We start from the raw sequence: 16,196 nt of genomic DNA, 5'->3' as shown, positions 1-16,196 counted from the left end.
TCAATAATGACAGCCTTAATAAAAAAATAAAATTAATTATTATTTAATCTTGAAAGCAGATTTAACTTTTGAAACATAATCTAATTTCTCCCAGGTAAACAATTCAACTTTCATTGTTTTTGATTTTCCATCAGGGGTTTTAAAGGTTTTGGTAACTATTTCGTTTTTACGTCCCATATGACCATAAGCAGCTGTTTCGCTATACATTGGTGTACGCAATTTAAAACGTTGTTCAATAAAGTACGGACGCATATCAAATACACTTTCAACAATCTTCGCAATTTGACCGTCGGTCATTTTTACTTTTGCGGTACCATAAGTATCAATAAAAATACCCATTGGTTGTGCAACACCTATGGCATAAGAAACCTGAACTAATACTTCTGAACAAACGCCTGCCGCTACTAAATTTTTAGCGATATGACGCGTTGCATAAGCTGCTGAACGATCTACTTTACTCGGATCCTTTCCAGAGAAAGCACCACCACCGTGAGCACCTTTTCCGCCGTATGTATCTACAATAATTTTACGACCTGTTAAACCAGTATCACCATGTGGCCCACCAATTACGAATTTTCCAGTAGGGTTAATATGGTAATTAATTTTGTTATTGAACAGGTGAGCATACTTTGGATATTTTTTCTTTACACGAGGGATTAAAATATCAATGATGTCTTTTTTAATCTTGGCCAACATTTTTGGTTCTGAATCAAAATCATCGTGCTGTGTTGAAACAACAATAGCATCAATACGAACAGGTACATTATCATCACTGTACTCTAAAGTAACTTGTGATTTAGCATCGGGACGTAAATATTTTATTTGTTTATTTTCTCTACGCAATGCAGCCAACTCAATTAAAATACCATGTGCTAAATCTAAAGCCAAAGGCATGTAATTATCTGTTTCGTTGGTCGCATAACCAAACATCATTCCCTGATCACCAGCACCTTGCTCTTCTTTTTTCTTACGATCAACTCCCTGATTAATATCAGAAGATTGCTCATGAATTGCAGAAAGAATTCCGCAAGAATTTGCTTCAAACATGTACTCTGATTTTGTGTATCCAATTCTACGGATCACCTCACGTGCAATTTCCTGCACATCTAAATATGCTTTGGATTTAACTTCACCCGCTAAAACTACTTGACCCGTGGTTACTAAAGTTTCACATGCAACCTTACTATTCGGATCGAATGCTAAAAAATTGTCGATTAAAGCGTCAGAAATTTGATCTGCTACCTTATCTGGATGTCCTTCTGAAACTGACTCTGATGTAAATAAATATCCCATTGTTGTTTGGTTATTTTTTGATTTTATAAATTATTAGATTGATTATATTTTAATATTCTAAAACAGAATAATTACAAATTATTTAACTGCTGTCAATTTAAATTCGTAAAACTCCATGATTTGATTGCACAATAATTTCTTGCACGCCTCGTCAACCTTAGCATTCGCAGCAGCTTCATCAGCAGCACTAATTTCTAAAGTAATGTGTTTGCCAATACGTACATTTTCAATCTCAGAAAGATTTAAATTTTTCATCGATCCCGTAACCGCTTTTCCTTGTGGATCTAATAATGCTTTCATCGGCATTACATCAATATCTGCAATAAACTTTGTCATCTTTTTTAAAATTTTGAGCAACAAAAATAGAATTAAACTTTATTCTTTAAAAATATGTTATTCACAATACTTATTAAAATATAAAGAAGAATAATCAGCGGCACCGCTATCACATTCAGACCAAAGAGCAGAACCACCGCCACCAGTAAAAAAAGATACACTATTTTGTTATCGGACCAAGCAAAATTCTTGAATTTTAGCGCAAACAAAGGAATTTCAGCTAGTAATAAATAACTCATGATACAGGAGAATGCAATTAAAAACGCTGGATTTTCTATTAATTTAGTAGCAAAATGCAACTCTGGCTGAAAAGCCAAAATCAAAGGTAATGAACAAATAACCATGGTGTTAGCAGGCGTTGGCAGCCCTATAAAAGAAGTAGATTGACGGGTGTCGTTATTAAATCTCGCCAAACGTATACACGAAAAAATGGTGATAATAAACCCGAAATACGCTTCGGTTTGAATACCAGAATAATTTGGGCTAATTCCTACATCGCCCGACAAATCAGTTGTATTTAACACGCTCAGAAAAGCCGCATTTAAGAGTTGAAACATCACCACGCCAGGCACCACGCCAAAAGTGACCATGTCTGCTAAGCTATCTAAATCCTTGCCTATTGGAGAGCACACTTTCAATAATCTTGCGACAAAACCATCAAAAAAATCCAACACTAAAGCAATGGCTACAAAATAAGCGGTGTAAACCAAATCATTATTAAAAGCCTGAACCAAAGCCAAACATCCAAAGAATAAATTCCCGCAAGTAAGTGCATTTGGTATATGTTTTTTAAGTTCCATTTTATTTCGAGAAAACAAATATAATATTAATAAAACTAGTGTTTTACTTCCTTTTAAATTATATTTAAATCGTGGGGAAGCTCAGCAAAACCGATACTTTTATACTACTGTTAATCTGTAGTCTGTTTATTTACGTTTTCTTAAGAACGACTTTGGTAGACATTACCCACGATGAAGCTTACTCATTCTACAACATGAAAAAATTCTGGTATACCGAAGCCCTCTGCACTGGTAATACTCATTGGATTAACAGTATAGCAATTAAAATCGCTATTCTTTTTAAGGCCGAAAGTCTCTGGCAAATTCGCTGGTTTAGTACCCTTTCAACGTTTACTTTTTTTGTGGTTGTACTTATTTGGATCAGGTCGATCGAACCAACTCATCTTAAATTCTTAATTTTTTCTGTTCTTTTATTAAATCCTTATATCCTCGATTATCTTGGATTAGCTCGTGGTTACTCACCAGGACTTATGTTCCAAGCACTCGCTCTACTCCTTTTTATATTATCGCTTAAGAACAACAATTTAAAACAAGCTTTTTTTGGGCTTATTTTTTCTGGACTCAGCCCCCTTTCCAACTTTAGTTTTATTTACTTTTTTATGGCTTTTGCTATTGTTTATTTTTTTGTTGTGCATTTTAAAAATGGACTACAAATATTTCGTTCATGGGTTTTTTACAGGGATGTTACTTATGTTATTCTTATTTCAGCCATCGTTATTAGAGCTTTTATTTTTATGACCATTTGTTCAAACGATGTTGTTGGAGCAGGCACCGATCATTTTTTAGAGTATTTTCAGGTTTTTAGCCAAGGGCTTCTTTACCATTCTCAAATAAATGAAACTTTATTAAATTTTCTCTCAATTACAATTTTCATTCTACTCGCTCTTTCCTGCATGCTTGGCATCTTCAGTCGAAACGCGAAACAAAATAGAATCTGGTATTACACAAGCATCATCTTACTTACAATGTTGAGTGTAACTTTTATTAACCGATATCTTTTCCACGTTGTATTTCCTTATTACCGTAGTGCCATTTTTCTTTTCCCTACAAGTGCGGTCTGTTTTATTTATATGCTCAATAAAATTTTTAAATCAGGATTTATAAAACCAATTCTTTTTTATTTAATATCGAGTTTATTAGCGCTTAATTTTATTTTATCAATGAATTTAAACTCAGTTTTTGATTTTCATATACAAGCTGATCTAAAAAAGAGCTTTGATAAAGTAGAAGCTTTGAATGCCGTTAAAGTGGGCATAAGTCCCGAATTATATGGAGGTTTCAGGAATTATTATCAGATGACTGACAAATACCATTATAATTTTAAAGGAGTTTCTATTAACACACATCACCCGAAAGGCTTAAGTGACAATAGGAATGAACTTAAGGAATTTGATTATTTGATACTATTTCCTCCATATAATTTGAGTTATTACAAAAACAATCCGGTGAAATTTAAAGCGGTAGAATTTTTTAAAGAAACTGGGACTTTGATTTTAAAGGTGAATGAGGGGCTTTAGTGGCTGATAGCTAGCATTCGTTTATCACCCTTCTTGCTGTAACTTGTACACCGTGCCTTGTTTGCGTGCTTAACTTTGCCTATAAGTCCTGTTTTTTTTAAACATCCAGACAAGTTACAAGGTGCAAATTACGAGATACATTGCCCTACAGCAATTTCCCGCTTAACTCTTCCCACTTCTCCATCTCCGCTTCAAGGTCCTTTTTCAATTTCTCGTAGTCGGCGAAAAAAGTTTTATCATTCATCAGCTTTTCGTATTCATCAGCATTTGCTAATTTATCGTCACAAGCTTTTATCTTCTCTTCTAAACTAGAAATTGTTTCTTCCGACTTTTTTATTTGATTACGAATTTGTTTTTGCTCAGCTTCATTCGATTTCTGCTCACTACTCGCTGCCACCTGCTTACTGCTTCCTGCAGACTGAACAACTGTCTCCTGTACCCTACCCGTTTTATCCAAATCCAGTTCATTTAAGCGTTCTACTTTACGTATTTGCATGAATTCTTCAATGTCGCATAAGTACTCTTTTACCTTGCCTTCGCGGAATTCGAATAAACGATCGCAAATTCCTTTCATAAAATCTCTATCGTGACTCACCATGATTACCGTTCCTTCATAATCAATTAAAGCACGCTTTAAAATATCTTTCGAACGGATATCCAAGTGATTCGTTGGCTCATCCATTAATAAAAGATTGTAAGGCTCTAGCAATAATTTGCATAATGCTAAACGACCACGTTCTCCCCCACTTAACACCTGAACTTTTTTATCAATATCGTCACCTCTAAATAAAAAGGAACCTAACAATCCGCGTACCTGACGACGCACCTCGCCAACTGCAGCTTCATCAATCGTTTCAAAAACTGTTTTCTTTGGATCTAATTTTTCTTCTTGATCTTGCTCAAAATAACCCATCAAAACACTGTGCCCTAAAGTGATTTTACCATCGAAGTCTACTTTTTTGGCAATCATCTTCATCATGGTACTTTTTCCTTCACCGTTACGTCCCACTAATCCAATCTTCTCACCTTTCGTGATAATAAATTCTGCGCCTGAAAAAATATGTTTTGGTCCGTAATTTTTAGCAGCGTTTTCCACGGTCAATACAATCTTGCCGCTATGCGCTGGCGCAGGAAAACGGAAGTTCATACTTTGTGTATCGTCATCGTCTACCTCAACACGCTCCATACGATCTAACTTCTTAATCAAAGATTGTGCGAATGCTGCTTTGCTGGCCTTAGCACGGTATTTATCAATGAGTACTTCGGTTTGATCAATTATTTTTTGTTGGTTTTTAGCAGCATTTTCTTGTTGTTCACGACGTTCTTTACGAAGAACTAAATAGCGAGAATAATTTGTTTTGTAATCGTAAATTTTTTGATTAGAAATTTCAATGGTACGATTGGTTACATTATCTAAAAATGTTTTATCGTGACTAATTAGTAATACAGAACCAGAGAACGTTTCCATAAATTCTTCCAACCACATAATGGCTTCAATATCCAGGTGATTGGTGGGCTCATCTAATAATAACACATCGGGTTTTTGTAAAAGCAATTTTGCTAATTCAATACGCATTCTCCAACCACCACTAAATTCAGCTGTTTGACGGTCAAAATCTTTGCGATCGAAACCTAAACCTTTTAATATCTTTTCAATTTCCTCGTGCACATTGCTTGCACCAAGCATATCCAAACGTGTGTAAACATCCGTTTGTTCTTCTATTAATTGAGAATATTCTTTGCTTTCGTAATCGGTGCGTGTTTCAAATTGGTGATTAATCTCAATAATACGATTCTCTAACTGTTGAATTTCTTCAAAAGCAGATTCCGTTTCTTCAAACACGGTGCGACCATGTTGGTGAATCATATCTTGTGGCAAATAACCGATCTTGCAGGTCTTAGGCATGGAAATATCTCCCTTGGTAGGATTCTGATTTCCCGATAAAATTTTAAGCAAAGTAGATTTACCTGCGCCGTTTTTTCCGGCCAAACCAATTCTATCTTTCGGGTTTATTAAAAAGGAAATATTGTCGAACAAGTCGTACCCGCCAAAACTCACCGTAACGCCATTAACTGAGATCATTTTTTTCTGAAATTAGGGGGCAAAGATAGGATATTTTAGGGGATTTTTAAAACACTTGCCAATCCTTAAATACAGCCTTTCACCTTGATAAAAAGCTCCTTTAACTTTTCATTTTCAGGGAACTCGTTTTTCAATTCCGGATTATTTAAAATATTGGAAATTCTTGAATCAGTATCAGGATGTGTGCTCAGGTATTTCATAAATTTAGGCATTTCCGTTCCTTCTTCTTTTAGTAAGCGCAGCAAATCAAGCATTCCTTGCGGATTTACTTTATTCTCTACCATAATCTGAAGTCCATTATTATCGGCTTCCGTTTCCAAATCTCGTGAATAGTCGAGTTGTTTAAATTGTTCTGCTTGTGATAGTATTCCAGCGCCAATACCCGTAACATCACCGAACAAACTCGCAACAACAATACTTGTGGCAGCACTTCTGCAAATATTTTTTAATGAATGGCGATTTAAAACGTGAGTCACTTCATGTCCTAGCAGAGCAACTAACTCCTCATAATTTTCCATTTTTTCAATAATACCCGAATACACAAATATTTTTCCACCCGGCAAAGCAAACGCATTGATATCTTCTGATTGTACAACTTTTACATCGATTTTATAAGTATCGTCCAGCTCAAGTTGTTTTACAAATTGGTGCATATAATAATTGGCAGAATCATTCATGTCACTTTCTTTGGCATACATTTCACCAATGCTTTCACCGAGTTGAACTTCTGTACTAATGGGTATAAGGTTTGCGGCCTTTTCACCTGCCCAAGGCAGCACATAAAACAAGGTAAATACGCCTAGTGCTATAAACAAAACGATAAGAGAAATAACCATTACCCTTTTGCTACTGAATGTAAGACCTTCGGCTTTTCGTATGAAATGGTTTCCACTCCAAATTCTATAAATTTCTTTGGCTACTTCTCCATTACATTCTAGGGTATGATGAGGATACTCACCATACTTAATTATGATATGCGAACCATTTAAATGACAGGACTTAAGATTTTTTAGATCCCAAATTAATAAATCACGGGTTTCGTTTTGAAGGTAGATGTGTAAATGACCATTCGTAACACTGATGGTGCAATTAATTTGCCTTGCCGAAAAACCGTCGTTATAGACGCCAGTACTATCCATTATTAAGCGAAATCAATATCCAACATCCCCGCAAGGTCATCACCTGTAGCATCTTTGTATTCATCTTCGGTTTGCATTAATTTATCTGGATTAATTGGAAGATCAAATTCAATATTTTCAAAAGCAACGCGCATAATTCTATTTATTGCAACTCCTGTAGCTAAACCCAAGGTGAAGATGACAATTAAATAATTTACAAAAACCATTCCGAAAATTTTTCCAGCCGAAAGTGTTGAGCGCATATTAATTTCTACACCGTCCTGAATAATTTTTATATTTTTTAATTCAAATTCAACCAGCTCCTTTAAAAACCAAAATGAGTAAATACCCAAAGTGATAATGGATAAAAAGATTCCCTTTAAACGAATTAAAAAAAGATCGCCACCCTTTCCAGTGAATTTAAATTCAATATTTCCGAAACGCATATTGCCATAAATATATTCTTTCATTTTAACCCTGAACCAAGGGCCATATATACCCAATGTTAACATGCTAAGTAAGCCATGTCCAATAAACAACTTAACAAATTCTTTTAAATCACCTCTGTAGCCAAAGTGAATGCCTCTCCAGGATGTTCGTGATAAACGGTAACGTTGCGAACCATGAATTGCAAGTGGAACAAGCAATAAAATACCAATATAGAAAACGATACCACCTACAACTGCCATCATTGGCTGTTTTGTGAAAATACAAAAAAACAAAAACCCATAAAGTACGAGAAAAATGGCAAGCGCTTTTATAAAACCTCTAAACATTTCTTTTCCCGTTCCGTGAAATACAAATCTTGTTTCCAAATACTCTGCTTCACCATACATGTATTGCAATACAGAAGCTCGGGCCCAAGGGTAGTACAATCCGAGTGTAATCACTTTTAATACATTGTTTAAGATACGCAGTCCAACTAAGGTACTGTGATCACCGTTAAACTTTAGGAGTTTTTTAAATTCTCTGTTGTGTATAATTTCCATTTTGCTGGGGTTTAAGATATAAACATAATAAAAAAAACCAGCTTTTAGGCTGGTTAATTATAATTATGTTTTGCACCATTTTCGAAACATCTGGTGTTATATTAAAACTTATCCAAAGCAGGAAACGCGTTCTTAAAATTATTTATCAAGAATAATTTTTTCGTTTTTAATTACTTTTCCGTCGATTTCTAAAGAATATAAATACAAGCCGTTATCGTATGAAGAGGGTAATAAAATATAATCAGATCCAGAAGATATGCGGAGATCATCCATTAGCTTTCCATTCATATCATAAATTTTAACCCGTGCGTTTTTTGTCGTCGCTGGGATAGAGTAATTTAATTTCAAGCGTTCTTCATCTTTAACTGGATTTGGAAAAAAATTAACTTCTGATTTACTTATCTTGTTTGATTTATTACCAACGGTCACTCCTCCAGGGGAACACTCAATACAAGGAAGAGAACCAGGTAGATAATACACCTCATAGGTGTAAACATATGGGGATATTACCTTCGCAACGCGCATCTTGGCACTCATACCGTCGAAAAAAATCATATTATCATTTCTAAAAACGGGAATGTGCATAGAGCCACTAATGTAATTGAGGGCAGCGCAGTTTGTAGCTGAAAAAATAAGTGTTCCTAATTCATTATAAATTTCAAGATCGAGTGTATTATTCGGACGCACTCTAAAAAGTAAAAACTCAATCAGGTTATCTGTGTCGAATAAATTATCACTCAAATAAATTTCAGTAAGGTCCGCGGTCGTAAAATTTGGAACGGCAATCGCATTTATTAACGTATTCGAACCCGGATCGAATAGATCAATAGTTTCTGTTGCGGGATTAATACTATAAAATACATACCCTCCGTAATCGAGCTTTGTGAGAAAGCGTCTCTCACTATGCGTGTGATTGAGAGAAATTTGCGAAAACATACTCGTAGAAATCATTACCGCTAAGGAAAGAATAAAATTTTTCATTGGATTTTTGGATAAAAGTTTAAGCTATAAACATAACAAAAAAACCAGTGCTAGCACTGGTTTTTTTAAAAAAATTTAGGTGTCTCTTAATTCAAATCATATTGCACTTCGGTGAACTTTTCCAACTCCATTAAAAACTCATTATCGATTGCTATTTTATTTTTCTTAGAAAATAATTTTATGTTTTGGTGTTGTTCTTCGTCTTCCACATAAAACTCAACACTGCTCTTACCTTCGAAACGATTCATCAAGCCTTCTAATTTCAAAACCATTGCCTCATCGAGCTTACTGAGTTTAATTTTTAGTTTAATGAGATTGAAGGCATTTTTCTTTACCTCATCTAATAACTCAATTTTACTGAGTTTAATCTCAAGACTTCCAGGTTGATTGTAACGTTCTTGCACACGTGCTTTTACAAAAATAAAAAGTCCTTGCACCATGTATTTATTGTACTCGATAAAATCTTTACCAAATAGCATTATCTCTACCGTTCCGTTGTAATCTTCAATAATGAGTTTACCAAAGGCATTACCTGTTTTACTGGTACGATTTTCAAAACCAATAACAATACCACCAAAAATAACTTCGCGATTTTTAAAAGGTTCTAGTCCTGCTTTCAATTGCGCACAGTTCGCATTGCAGCGATGTTCAATCACCGTTTTAAACGGATCTAAAGGATGTCCGCTAATAAAAAACCCAACCACCTCTTTTTCACGGCTCAATTGTTCAAGCGCACTCCAAGGTTCTACTTTAGTTGGCAACTGCGGTTCAGTAATTTCAATTTCATCATCGCCACCAAATAAACTCGCTTGCGAAGTATCGTTACCATTGCTCATTTGGTTACTGTACTTAATCATTTTGTCCGTCAGCGTTAAACCATCTGCAATATCCGGCACAAAAAACATGGCACGGTGCACCCCTACAAAACTATCGAAGCCACCAGCAAGCGCGAGACCTTCTAGAGATTTTTTATTAATGCTTTTACTATCCAATCTTTGTGCGAGATCAAATACTGAAACAAAATTTCCATTTTCGTTTCGCTGATCAATAATATTTTTTACAGTGTTCTCCCCTACTCCTTTAATACTGGCCATTCCAAAGCGAATATCCCCATTAGGAGTTACCATGAATTTTGAAAATCCTTCGTTAATATCAGGACCTAATACACGAATGCCCATGCGTTTACATTCTTCCATAAAAAAAGAAATGGCTTCAATGCTTCCTGAATGATTTAAAGTAGAAGCCATGTATTCGCTTGGATAATGCGCTTTTAAATAAGCAGTTTGAAAAGCAACATAAGCATAACATGTTGAATGCGATTTGTTGAAAGCATAAGAAGCAAAGGCCTCCCAATCTTTCCAAACTTTTTCAAGCACTGTGGCGTCATGACCATTTTTGGTTGCGTTTTCAATAAATAAAGGCTTTAATTTATCCAGCGTTTTTTTATCCTTCTTACCCATAGCCTTCCTCAAAACGTCGGCGTCACCTTTGGTAAAGTTTGCAAGTTTCTGACTCAAACGCATTACCTGTTCCTGATAAACCGTAATGCCATAAGTCTCTTTCAAAAACTCATCCATTCCCTCTAAGTCATAGGTAACAAGCTCTCGACCATGTTTACGATTAATGTAATTAGGAATGTATGCAATAGGACCCGGACGGTAAAGTGCATTCATTGCAATTAAATCAGTGAATGCATCGGGTTTTAATTCCTTCAAAGATTTTTGCATTCCAGCACTTTCATACTGGAAAATACCGTTGGTTTCACCACGTTGAAAAAGTTCGTAGGTCTTTTCATCTTCAAGAGAAATCGCGTCAATATCAATTTCAATGCCTTTTGTTTGTTTGATGAAAGAGATGGCATCTTTAATAATGGTTAATGTACGTAAGCCAAGAAAGTCCATTTTTAATAAACCGGCGCTTTCTGCCACAGAGTTATCAAATTGGGTTACGAGCATTTCACTTTCTTTTCCCTTTGTAACAGGAACGTACTTCACCATTTCACCCGGTGTGATGATAACGCCGCAAGCATGAATACCCGTGTTACGCAAGCAACCTTCTAATTCGTAGGCTTGTTTTAAAACGTCGGCTTCTGGCGTTTTTTCCTCTGCTAATTTTCTGAATGTGTGTGATTGATCAATGACCTCGCGTTTGCCTTCTATCTTGCCTAAATATTTTACATCAATTCCTCCTGGCTTTAATAATGCTTTTAGTTTAGCATCTAAACTATCTGGAAACATTTTTGTGAGACGGTTCGCATCATCAAGAGGTAAGTCTAAAACCCTTGCTGTATCTTTGATGGCAGACTTACCGCCCATTGTTCCATAGGTAATAATTTGCGCAACCTGGTTAGATCCGTATTTATTAATTACATAATCAATTACTTTGCCACGACCTTCATCATCAAAATCAATATCAATATCGGGCATTGAAATACGATCTGGATTTAAGAAACGCTCAAAGAGTAAATCAAACTTAATGGGATCTACATTTGTAATTCCTAAACAATAGGCAATCGCAGAACCAGCAGCCGATCCACGTCCCGGACCAACGGAAACGCCTAAACGTCTAGCTTCACTAATAAAATCGGCTACAATTAAAAAGTAACCGGGATATCCCATTCTTTCAATAGTAGCTAATTCAAAATCGATGCGTTCTTTAATTTCAGGCGTTAAATCAGGGTAACGTTTTGCTGCGCCGATGTATGTTAACTCTGTCATGTAAACAAACTGTTCAGCAATAATCCGCATCTCAGCTTTAAGGTCATTAATTACGACATCGCTGTAATTTTTTTCCTGCCATTGTTTTTCTTTTGACGCAACAATTCTTTGAAATGACGCATCAATCTCTTCTTTTTTTCCATCAATAAAATCTTGTGCTATTTCAAATTTTGGAAGTAGAACTTCCCGACCTAATTTGAATTGTTCAATTTTATCTACAATAAGATTGGTGTTGTGCAAGGCTTCAGGAAGATCTTTGAAAAGTACCGCCATTTCTGCCGGAGATTTAAAATAAAATTCCTGATTTGGCATACCGTAGCGTAAACCTTTACCTTTTCCAACAGCTGTACTTTTTTTCTCTCCATCTTTAACGCACAATAAAATATCATGCGCTTCAGAACCTTTTTTATCAATGTAATAATTACTATTGGCTGCAAAATAAGGCACATTGTGTTTTCGCGCGAATGCTAATAATTTTTCGTTAGCGTACTCTTCATCTTTGGTTTGATACTGACGGTTTATTTCTACATAAAAATCTTCGCCAAATTGTTCTTTATACCATAAGAATGCCGCTTCACCCTGCTGTTCACCAAGATTAATAATTGTGTATGGCACTTCAGAATTTAATGAGCCTGTTGTTGCAATTAATCCTTCTTTATATTTTTCAAGTATATCCTTATCAATCCTTGGAACATAATAGGCTCCATCTATCAAACCAATAGAACTAATGCGGCATAAATTTTCGTAACCTTTTCTATTCTTGGCAATTAAAACCTGTGTGTTACCGTTATCTTTTTTTGTTTTGTCTTTGTGATCAACACAAATATTTACCTCACAACCGATTATACACTTTAACTCTTGTTTCTTTTCTGCATCCTCAGCGAGAGTGGCATTGTGCTCTTTTATTTTTTTATTCTGCCCATCTATTTCTTTCCAAAATAAAAATGCGCCGTACATATTACCATGGTCGGTAAGCGCTACGCCGGGACTTCCGAACTCTAGCGCTTTAGCCACAAGAGATGTAACATCACTTGTAGATTGTAGTACAGAGAACTGAGTATGGTTATGTAAATGACTAAAATTGAAATGAGAAGCACCCGCATGAGTTGCTTCTCCTGCATTAACTTTCTTTTCTGCCTCTTCCTTCTTTTTTAATTCTTCTCTTTGTTTCTCTTCGAGAGTTTTTCTTTCTCGCCAATACGCTTCGTGCTTTGCTAATTCAGAAAAATCGGGTGCTTGGTAATTTAATAGTGGTAGTAGCTCTGAGGTAATTTCACGTACTTTGGTAATACCCCGTTTAATGATTTCGAAAAACACTTTAGCGGTAGCCGCAACGTCAAACGCCGCATTGTGAGCTTCATCAAAACCTTTATTAAATAGCTTTTGATGTAATTCGGTTAAGGTTGGCCATTTAAATTTACCCCCTCTTCCACCGGAAATTGCGCAAAATTCGGTTGTTTGATCGTTTTTAGTATCAATACTAGCTTTAGTTTCAAGAAGATTTTCTATCCCGCAACGAAACAATTCAGCACCAATAATATTAATATCAAACTCAATATTATGTCCGCATAAATACGTTGATTTGGCAACCGCTTCGCTAAACTTTTGTAGTGTTTCTTTTAAATTCCTTCCTTCTTCATTAGCCCTTTCGTTAGTGATACCATGAATTTGAATGGTTGCAAAAGGAATGGAGTAGCCTTCTGGTTTTACAATAATTGAATCGTTCTCTAATAAATTGCCTTGTGCATCGTGCAACTGCCAAGCAATTTGTACCATGCGCGGCCAGTTGTCAGAATCAGAAACAGGAGCGTTATAATTTCTTGGTAAACCTGTTGTTTCGGTGTCAAAAATTAAGAACATAGGTAGAATATCGTATTGATTAAGGTCAATTTAAGAATCGAATAAATTTAAGAATTTAATATTGCTTGTTTTTTAAGTGTTGAAAAAAATGCAAAGTTTGAATTTTGTTGCAATTTTAGGCCTAATAAAGGCGCAAAGATTGTATTTCGTTTATTTTCAGTTAAATACATTTAGCAGATGCATTTTTCTATTTCACCTAAACTACTATCTTTGCAAGTCTTAAAAAATTTGTAATCTAAAATAATGAATAAGCAAAAAAACGTTCAGCAACAAGTTGATACAGAAAGAAAAAAAGAACAGGTGTCTGTTCTAGAAAAAATCAGAAGAAGAACGGGTTTACTGGTCTCTATAGTAGGAGTTGCCCTCTTAATTTTTATTTTAGAAAGTCTTTTAGGTTCAGGGGCTTCCATTTTTGGTGGAAGTGATTTGAATTATGCCGGTTCTATCAATGGTAAAAAAATTGACAGGAACGAATTTCTAATGAAATTCGAAAACCAGTTAAACAACTACCGTCAAAGAAATCAAGGTCGTGATGTTGATGAATCTACTAAAACTCAGGTAATTGAGGGCATTTGGCAACAGTACATTATTGACCTGGTTATGAAACCACAGTTTAATAAAATCGGTATTGCGGTTGGAGATGATGAGCTTTATGAAAGTGTTGTTGTAAACCCTGCTCAATCAATTATTCAGAACTTAACTGATCCCAATACTGGTAAGATAAACGAACAATTTTCGCGCCCGGATGGTTCACTTGACCCATTAAAATGGAGACAGGCAGTACAAAACGTAACTGGAGAAAATGAAATGGCGGTTCGTAGTATGGAAGAGCAGGTAAAAGACTCTCGTTATTTTGAAAAGTTCAGAGCATTAATAACAAAAGGTCTTTACGTTACAAAGGCAGAAGCAAAACAAAACTATCAAAATCAAAATCAAAAAAGAGAACTTTCTTATATTATAAAACGTTTTGATTCAGTGAGTGATACTGTGGTTAAGGTTACGGATTCTGATATTCAAAAATATTACAAAGAACATTCTTACCAATACATGAACTCTGAGGCAACTCGCAGTGCTGAATATGTTGTATTTAATGTTTTACCAAGTAAGGAAGATCTTGCTGAAATTGAGAACGATGCACAACGTGTGGCTTCTGAATTCAAAGGTTTATCGGTAAGAGACGACAGTTCTTTTATGGCTCAGGAAAGTGAAAATGGATCTATTATGATCCAAAATTTTACTAAGAAATCAATGATTATTCGTGACTCAAGCGTGTTTACATCTGCTGCAGGAACCGTTTTTGGTCCTTATAACGAAGGTGCTTATTTTAAAATATACAAACTTCAAGGCATAAACTCTATGGCTGATAGCGCTAGAATTCGTCACATTCTTGTTGGAATTAATGATGCTCAACAAAAACCAAAACGTAGTTTAGAACAAGCAAAGAATGAAGCTGACAGTATTTTGGTTCTTTTAAAAGCTAAAAAAGTTTCTTTCGACAGTCTGGTTGTAAATTACAGTGATGACGGTGGAAGCAAGACAAATGGTGGAGATTATGGCTGGTTTGATGAAAATGAAGGGTTTGTGGAACAATTCAAAAATGCTGGTTTAATGGGTAGTAAAGGGAATATTTCTGTAGTTGAAACTCAATTTGGATACCATATTATTGAGGTATTGGATGTAAGTAAAACTCGCCACAACAGTTACAGGGTTGCTCAAATTTTTAAATTAATTGGTCCTAGCGATGAAACTAACCAACGTGTTTTCGCAACTGCAAATCAGTTTGCTGGAGAAAACAACACAGCGGAATTGTTTGATAAAGCAGTTGTTGCTCAGAAACTTATTCCGCGCATGGCTAACAATATTAAAGAAGGTAATTATCAAGTATCTGGGCTTGACGGCGCAAAAGAACTTGTTAAATGGGCGTTTAATGCTAACAAAGGAGACGTTACAATTTTTACTATGACGGATAAGCACGTTGTTGCAAAATTAAGCGGTATTAAAAACCAAGGTCTTCTTCCGCTTGAAGAAGTTAAGGATGATGTTACCATGAAGGCAACTCAGGCAAAGAAGGCAGAAATGTTTACTGAAGAATTCAAAAATAAAGCGGGTAATGACAAAAGCATTGAAGCAATTGCTGGAAAACTTGGTTTAGAAGTGAGAAAATCTTCTGACTTAATAGCTCAACAAAATACGATTGAAGGCGTTGGTCCTGATAATATTATGGTTGGAACTGCAATTGGTACGAAAGCTGGAGCTCTCAGTAAAATAACTACTGGAATTAATGGTGTGTTTGTACTGGCAGTTAATTCAGTTGAGAAAAACATTGAGATGAAAGATTACACAAACCAAATGAAAGACATGGAACGAGAATTGAACGGAAGAGCTGATTCTGATTCATTCTATGCCTTAAAAGAAATGTCGGATATCGAATTTCATAAGTCCAGAATTGATTAATTTTATTTATTAATCCCCTCTATTTGAGGGGATTTTTTTTGACCACAC

10 protein-coding genes are annotated in these 16,196 nt (G+C 35.4%); 2 read left to right on the top strand and 8 right to left on the bottom strand.

Features of this window, described 5'->3' with window-relative positions; genetic code table 11:
- Positions 1-39 precede the first annotated feature (39 nt).
- From metK to P2086_RS09095, 3 genes are all read right to left on the bottom strand, one after another.
- Positions 40-1,293 (bottom strand): methionine adenosyltransferase, encoded by a 1,254-nt coding sequence (metK, locus tag P2086_RS09105; protein WP_317900138.1) that lies wholly within the window; start codon positions 1,291-1,293, stop codon positions 40-42.
- A gap of 78 nt (positions 1,294-1,371) precedes the next feature.
- On the bottom strand, positions 1,372-1,629 hold the full coding sequence (gene purS / locus P2086_RS09100; protein WP_317900137.1) for a phosphoribosylformylglycinamidine synthase subunit PurS: 258 nt from the start codon (positions 1,627-1,629) through the stop codon (positions 1,372-1,374).
- 32 nt (positions 1,630-1,661) lie between these two features.
- Positions 1,662-2,429, bottom strand: coding sequence for a CDP-alcohol phosphatidyltransferase family protein (locus tag P2086_RS09095; protein ID WP_317900136.1), 768 nt, complete (start codon positions 2,427-2,429; stop codon positions 1,662-1,664).
- 194 nt (positions 2,430-2,623) lie between these two features.
- Here P2086_RS09095 and P2086_RS09090 point away from each other — a divergent pair, with 194 nt between their 5' ends.
- Complete coding sequence (locus tag P2086_RS09090) at positions 2,624-3,946, top strand: hypothetical protein (protein ID WP_317900135.1); 1,323 nt, start codon at positions 2,624-2,626, stop codon at positions 3,944-3,946.
- Positions 3,947-4,091: 145 nt separating this feature from the next.
- Here the strand turns inward: P2086_RS09090 and P2086_RS09085 are convergent, their stop codons facing one another.
- The 5 genes from P2086_RS09085 to dnaE form a co-directional block, all read right to left on the bottom strand.
- A complete protein-coding gene (locus P2086_RS09085; protein ID WP_317900134.1) occupies positions 4,092-6,029 on the bottom strand; it encodes an ABC-F family ATP-binding cassette domain-containing protein in 1,938 nt (645 codons plus the stop codon).
- 65 nt (positions 6,030-6,094) lie between these two features.
- Positions 6,095-7,168: a M48 family metallopeptidase gene (locus P2086_RS09080; RefSeq protein WP_317900133.1), complete on the bottom strand. Its 1,074-nt coding sequence runs from the start codon at positions 7,166-7,168 to the stop codon at positions 6,095-6,097.
- Between the two features lie 2 nt (positions 7,169-7,170).
- A complete protein-coding gene (locus tag P2086_RS09075) occupies positions 7,171-8,136 on the bottom strand; it encodes a YjgN family protein (protein ID WP_317900132.1) in 966 nt (321 codons plus the stop codon).
- A gap of 138 nt (positions 8,137-8,274) precedes the next feature.
- Entirely contained in the window at positions 8,275-9,117 is an 843-nt protein-coding gene (locus P2086_RS09070) for a T9SS type A sorting domain-containing protein (protein ID WP_317900131.1), read from the bottom strand.
- An 86-nt stretch (positions 9,118-9,203) separates the two neighbouring features.
- Complete coding sequence (gene dnaE, locus P2086_RS09065) at positions 9,204-13,694, bottom strand: DNA polymerase III subunit alpha (RefSeq protein ID WP_317900130.1); 4,491 nt, start codon at positions 13,692-13,694, stop codon at positions 9,204-9,206.
- A gap of 243 nt (positions 13,695-13,937) precedes the next feature.
- Between dnaE and P2086_RS09060 the strand changes: the two genes are divergently transcribed.
- Positions 13,938-16,148: a peptidylprolyl isomerase gene (locus P2086_RS09060; protein ID WP_317900129.1), complete on the top strand. Its 2,211-nt coding sequence runs from the start codon at positions 13,938-13,940 to the stop codon at positions 16,146-16,148.
- Positions 16,149-16,196 lie beyond the last annotated feature (48 nt).

This window comes from Aurantibacillus circumpalustris (assembly GCF_029625215.1).
Classification (GTDB): Bacteria; Bacteroidota; Bacteroidia; order B-17B0; family Aurantibacillaceae; genus Aurantibacillus; species Aurantibacillus circumpalustris.
Note: the sequence above shows the minus strand (reverse complement) of the source record. Positions and strands in the feature narration are given on the sequence as shown.

What these genes read in the sequence shown, in the direction of transcription:
- P2086_RS09090 (WP_317900135.1), top strand. Translation starts at nt 2,624, where the DNA reads ATGAAAAAATTCTGGTATACCGAAGCCCTCTGCACTGGTAATACTCAT.
- purS (WP_317900137.1), bottom strand. Translation starts at nt 1,629, where the DNA reads ATGACAAAGTTTATTGCAGATATTGATGTAATGCCGATGAAAGCATTA.
- dnaE (WP_317900130.1), bottom strand. Translation starts at nt 13,694, where the DNA reads ATGTTCTTAATTTTTGACACCGAAACAACAGGTTTACCAAGAAATTAT.
- P2086_RS09070 (WP_317900131.1), bottom strand. Translation starts at nt 9,117, where the DNA reads ATGAAAAATTTTATTCTTTCCTTAGCGGTAATGATTTCTACGAGTATG.
- metK (WP_317900138.1), bottom strand. Translation starts at nt 1,293, where the DNA reads ATGGGATATTTATTTACATCAGAGTCAGTTTCAGAAGGACATCCAGAT.
- P2086_RS09085 (WP_317900134.1), bottom strand. Translation starts at nt 6,029, where the DNA reads ATGATCTCAGTTAATGGCGTTACGGTGAGTTTTGGCGGGTACGACTTG.
- P2086_RS09060 (WP_317900129.1), top strand. Translation starts at nt 13,938, where the DNA reads ATGAATAAGCAAAAAAACGTTCAGCAACAAGTTGATACAGAAAGAAAA.
- P2086_RS09080 (WP_317900133.1), bottom strand. Translation starts at nt 7,168, where the DNA reads ATGGATAGTACTGGCGTCTATAACGACGGTTTTTCGGCAAGGCAAATT.
- P2086_RS09095 (WP_317900136.1), bottom strand. Translation starts at nt 2,429, where the DNA reads ATGGAACTTAAAAAACATATACCAAATGCACTTACTTGCGGGAATTTA.
- P2086_RS09075 (WP_317900132.1), bottom strand. Translation starts at nt 8,136, where the DNA reads ATGGAAATTATACACAACAGAGAATTTAAAAAACTCCTAAAGTTTAAC.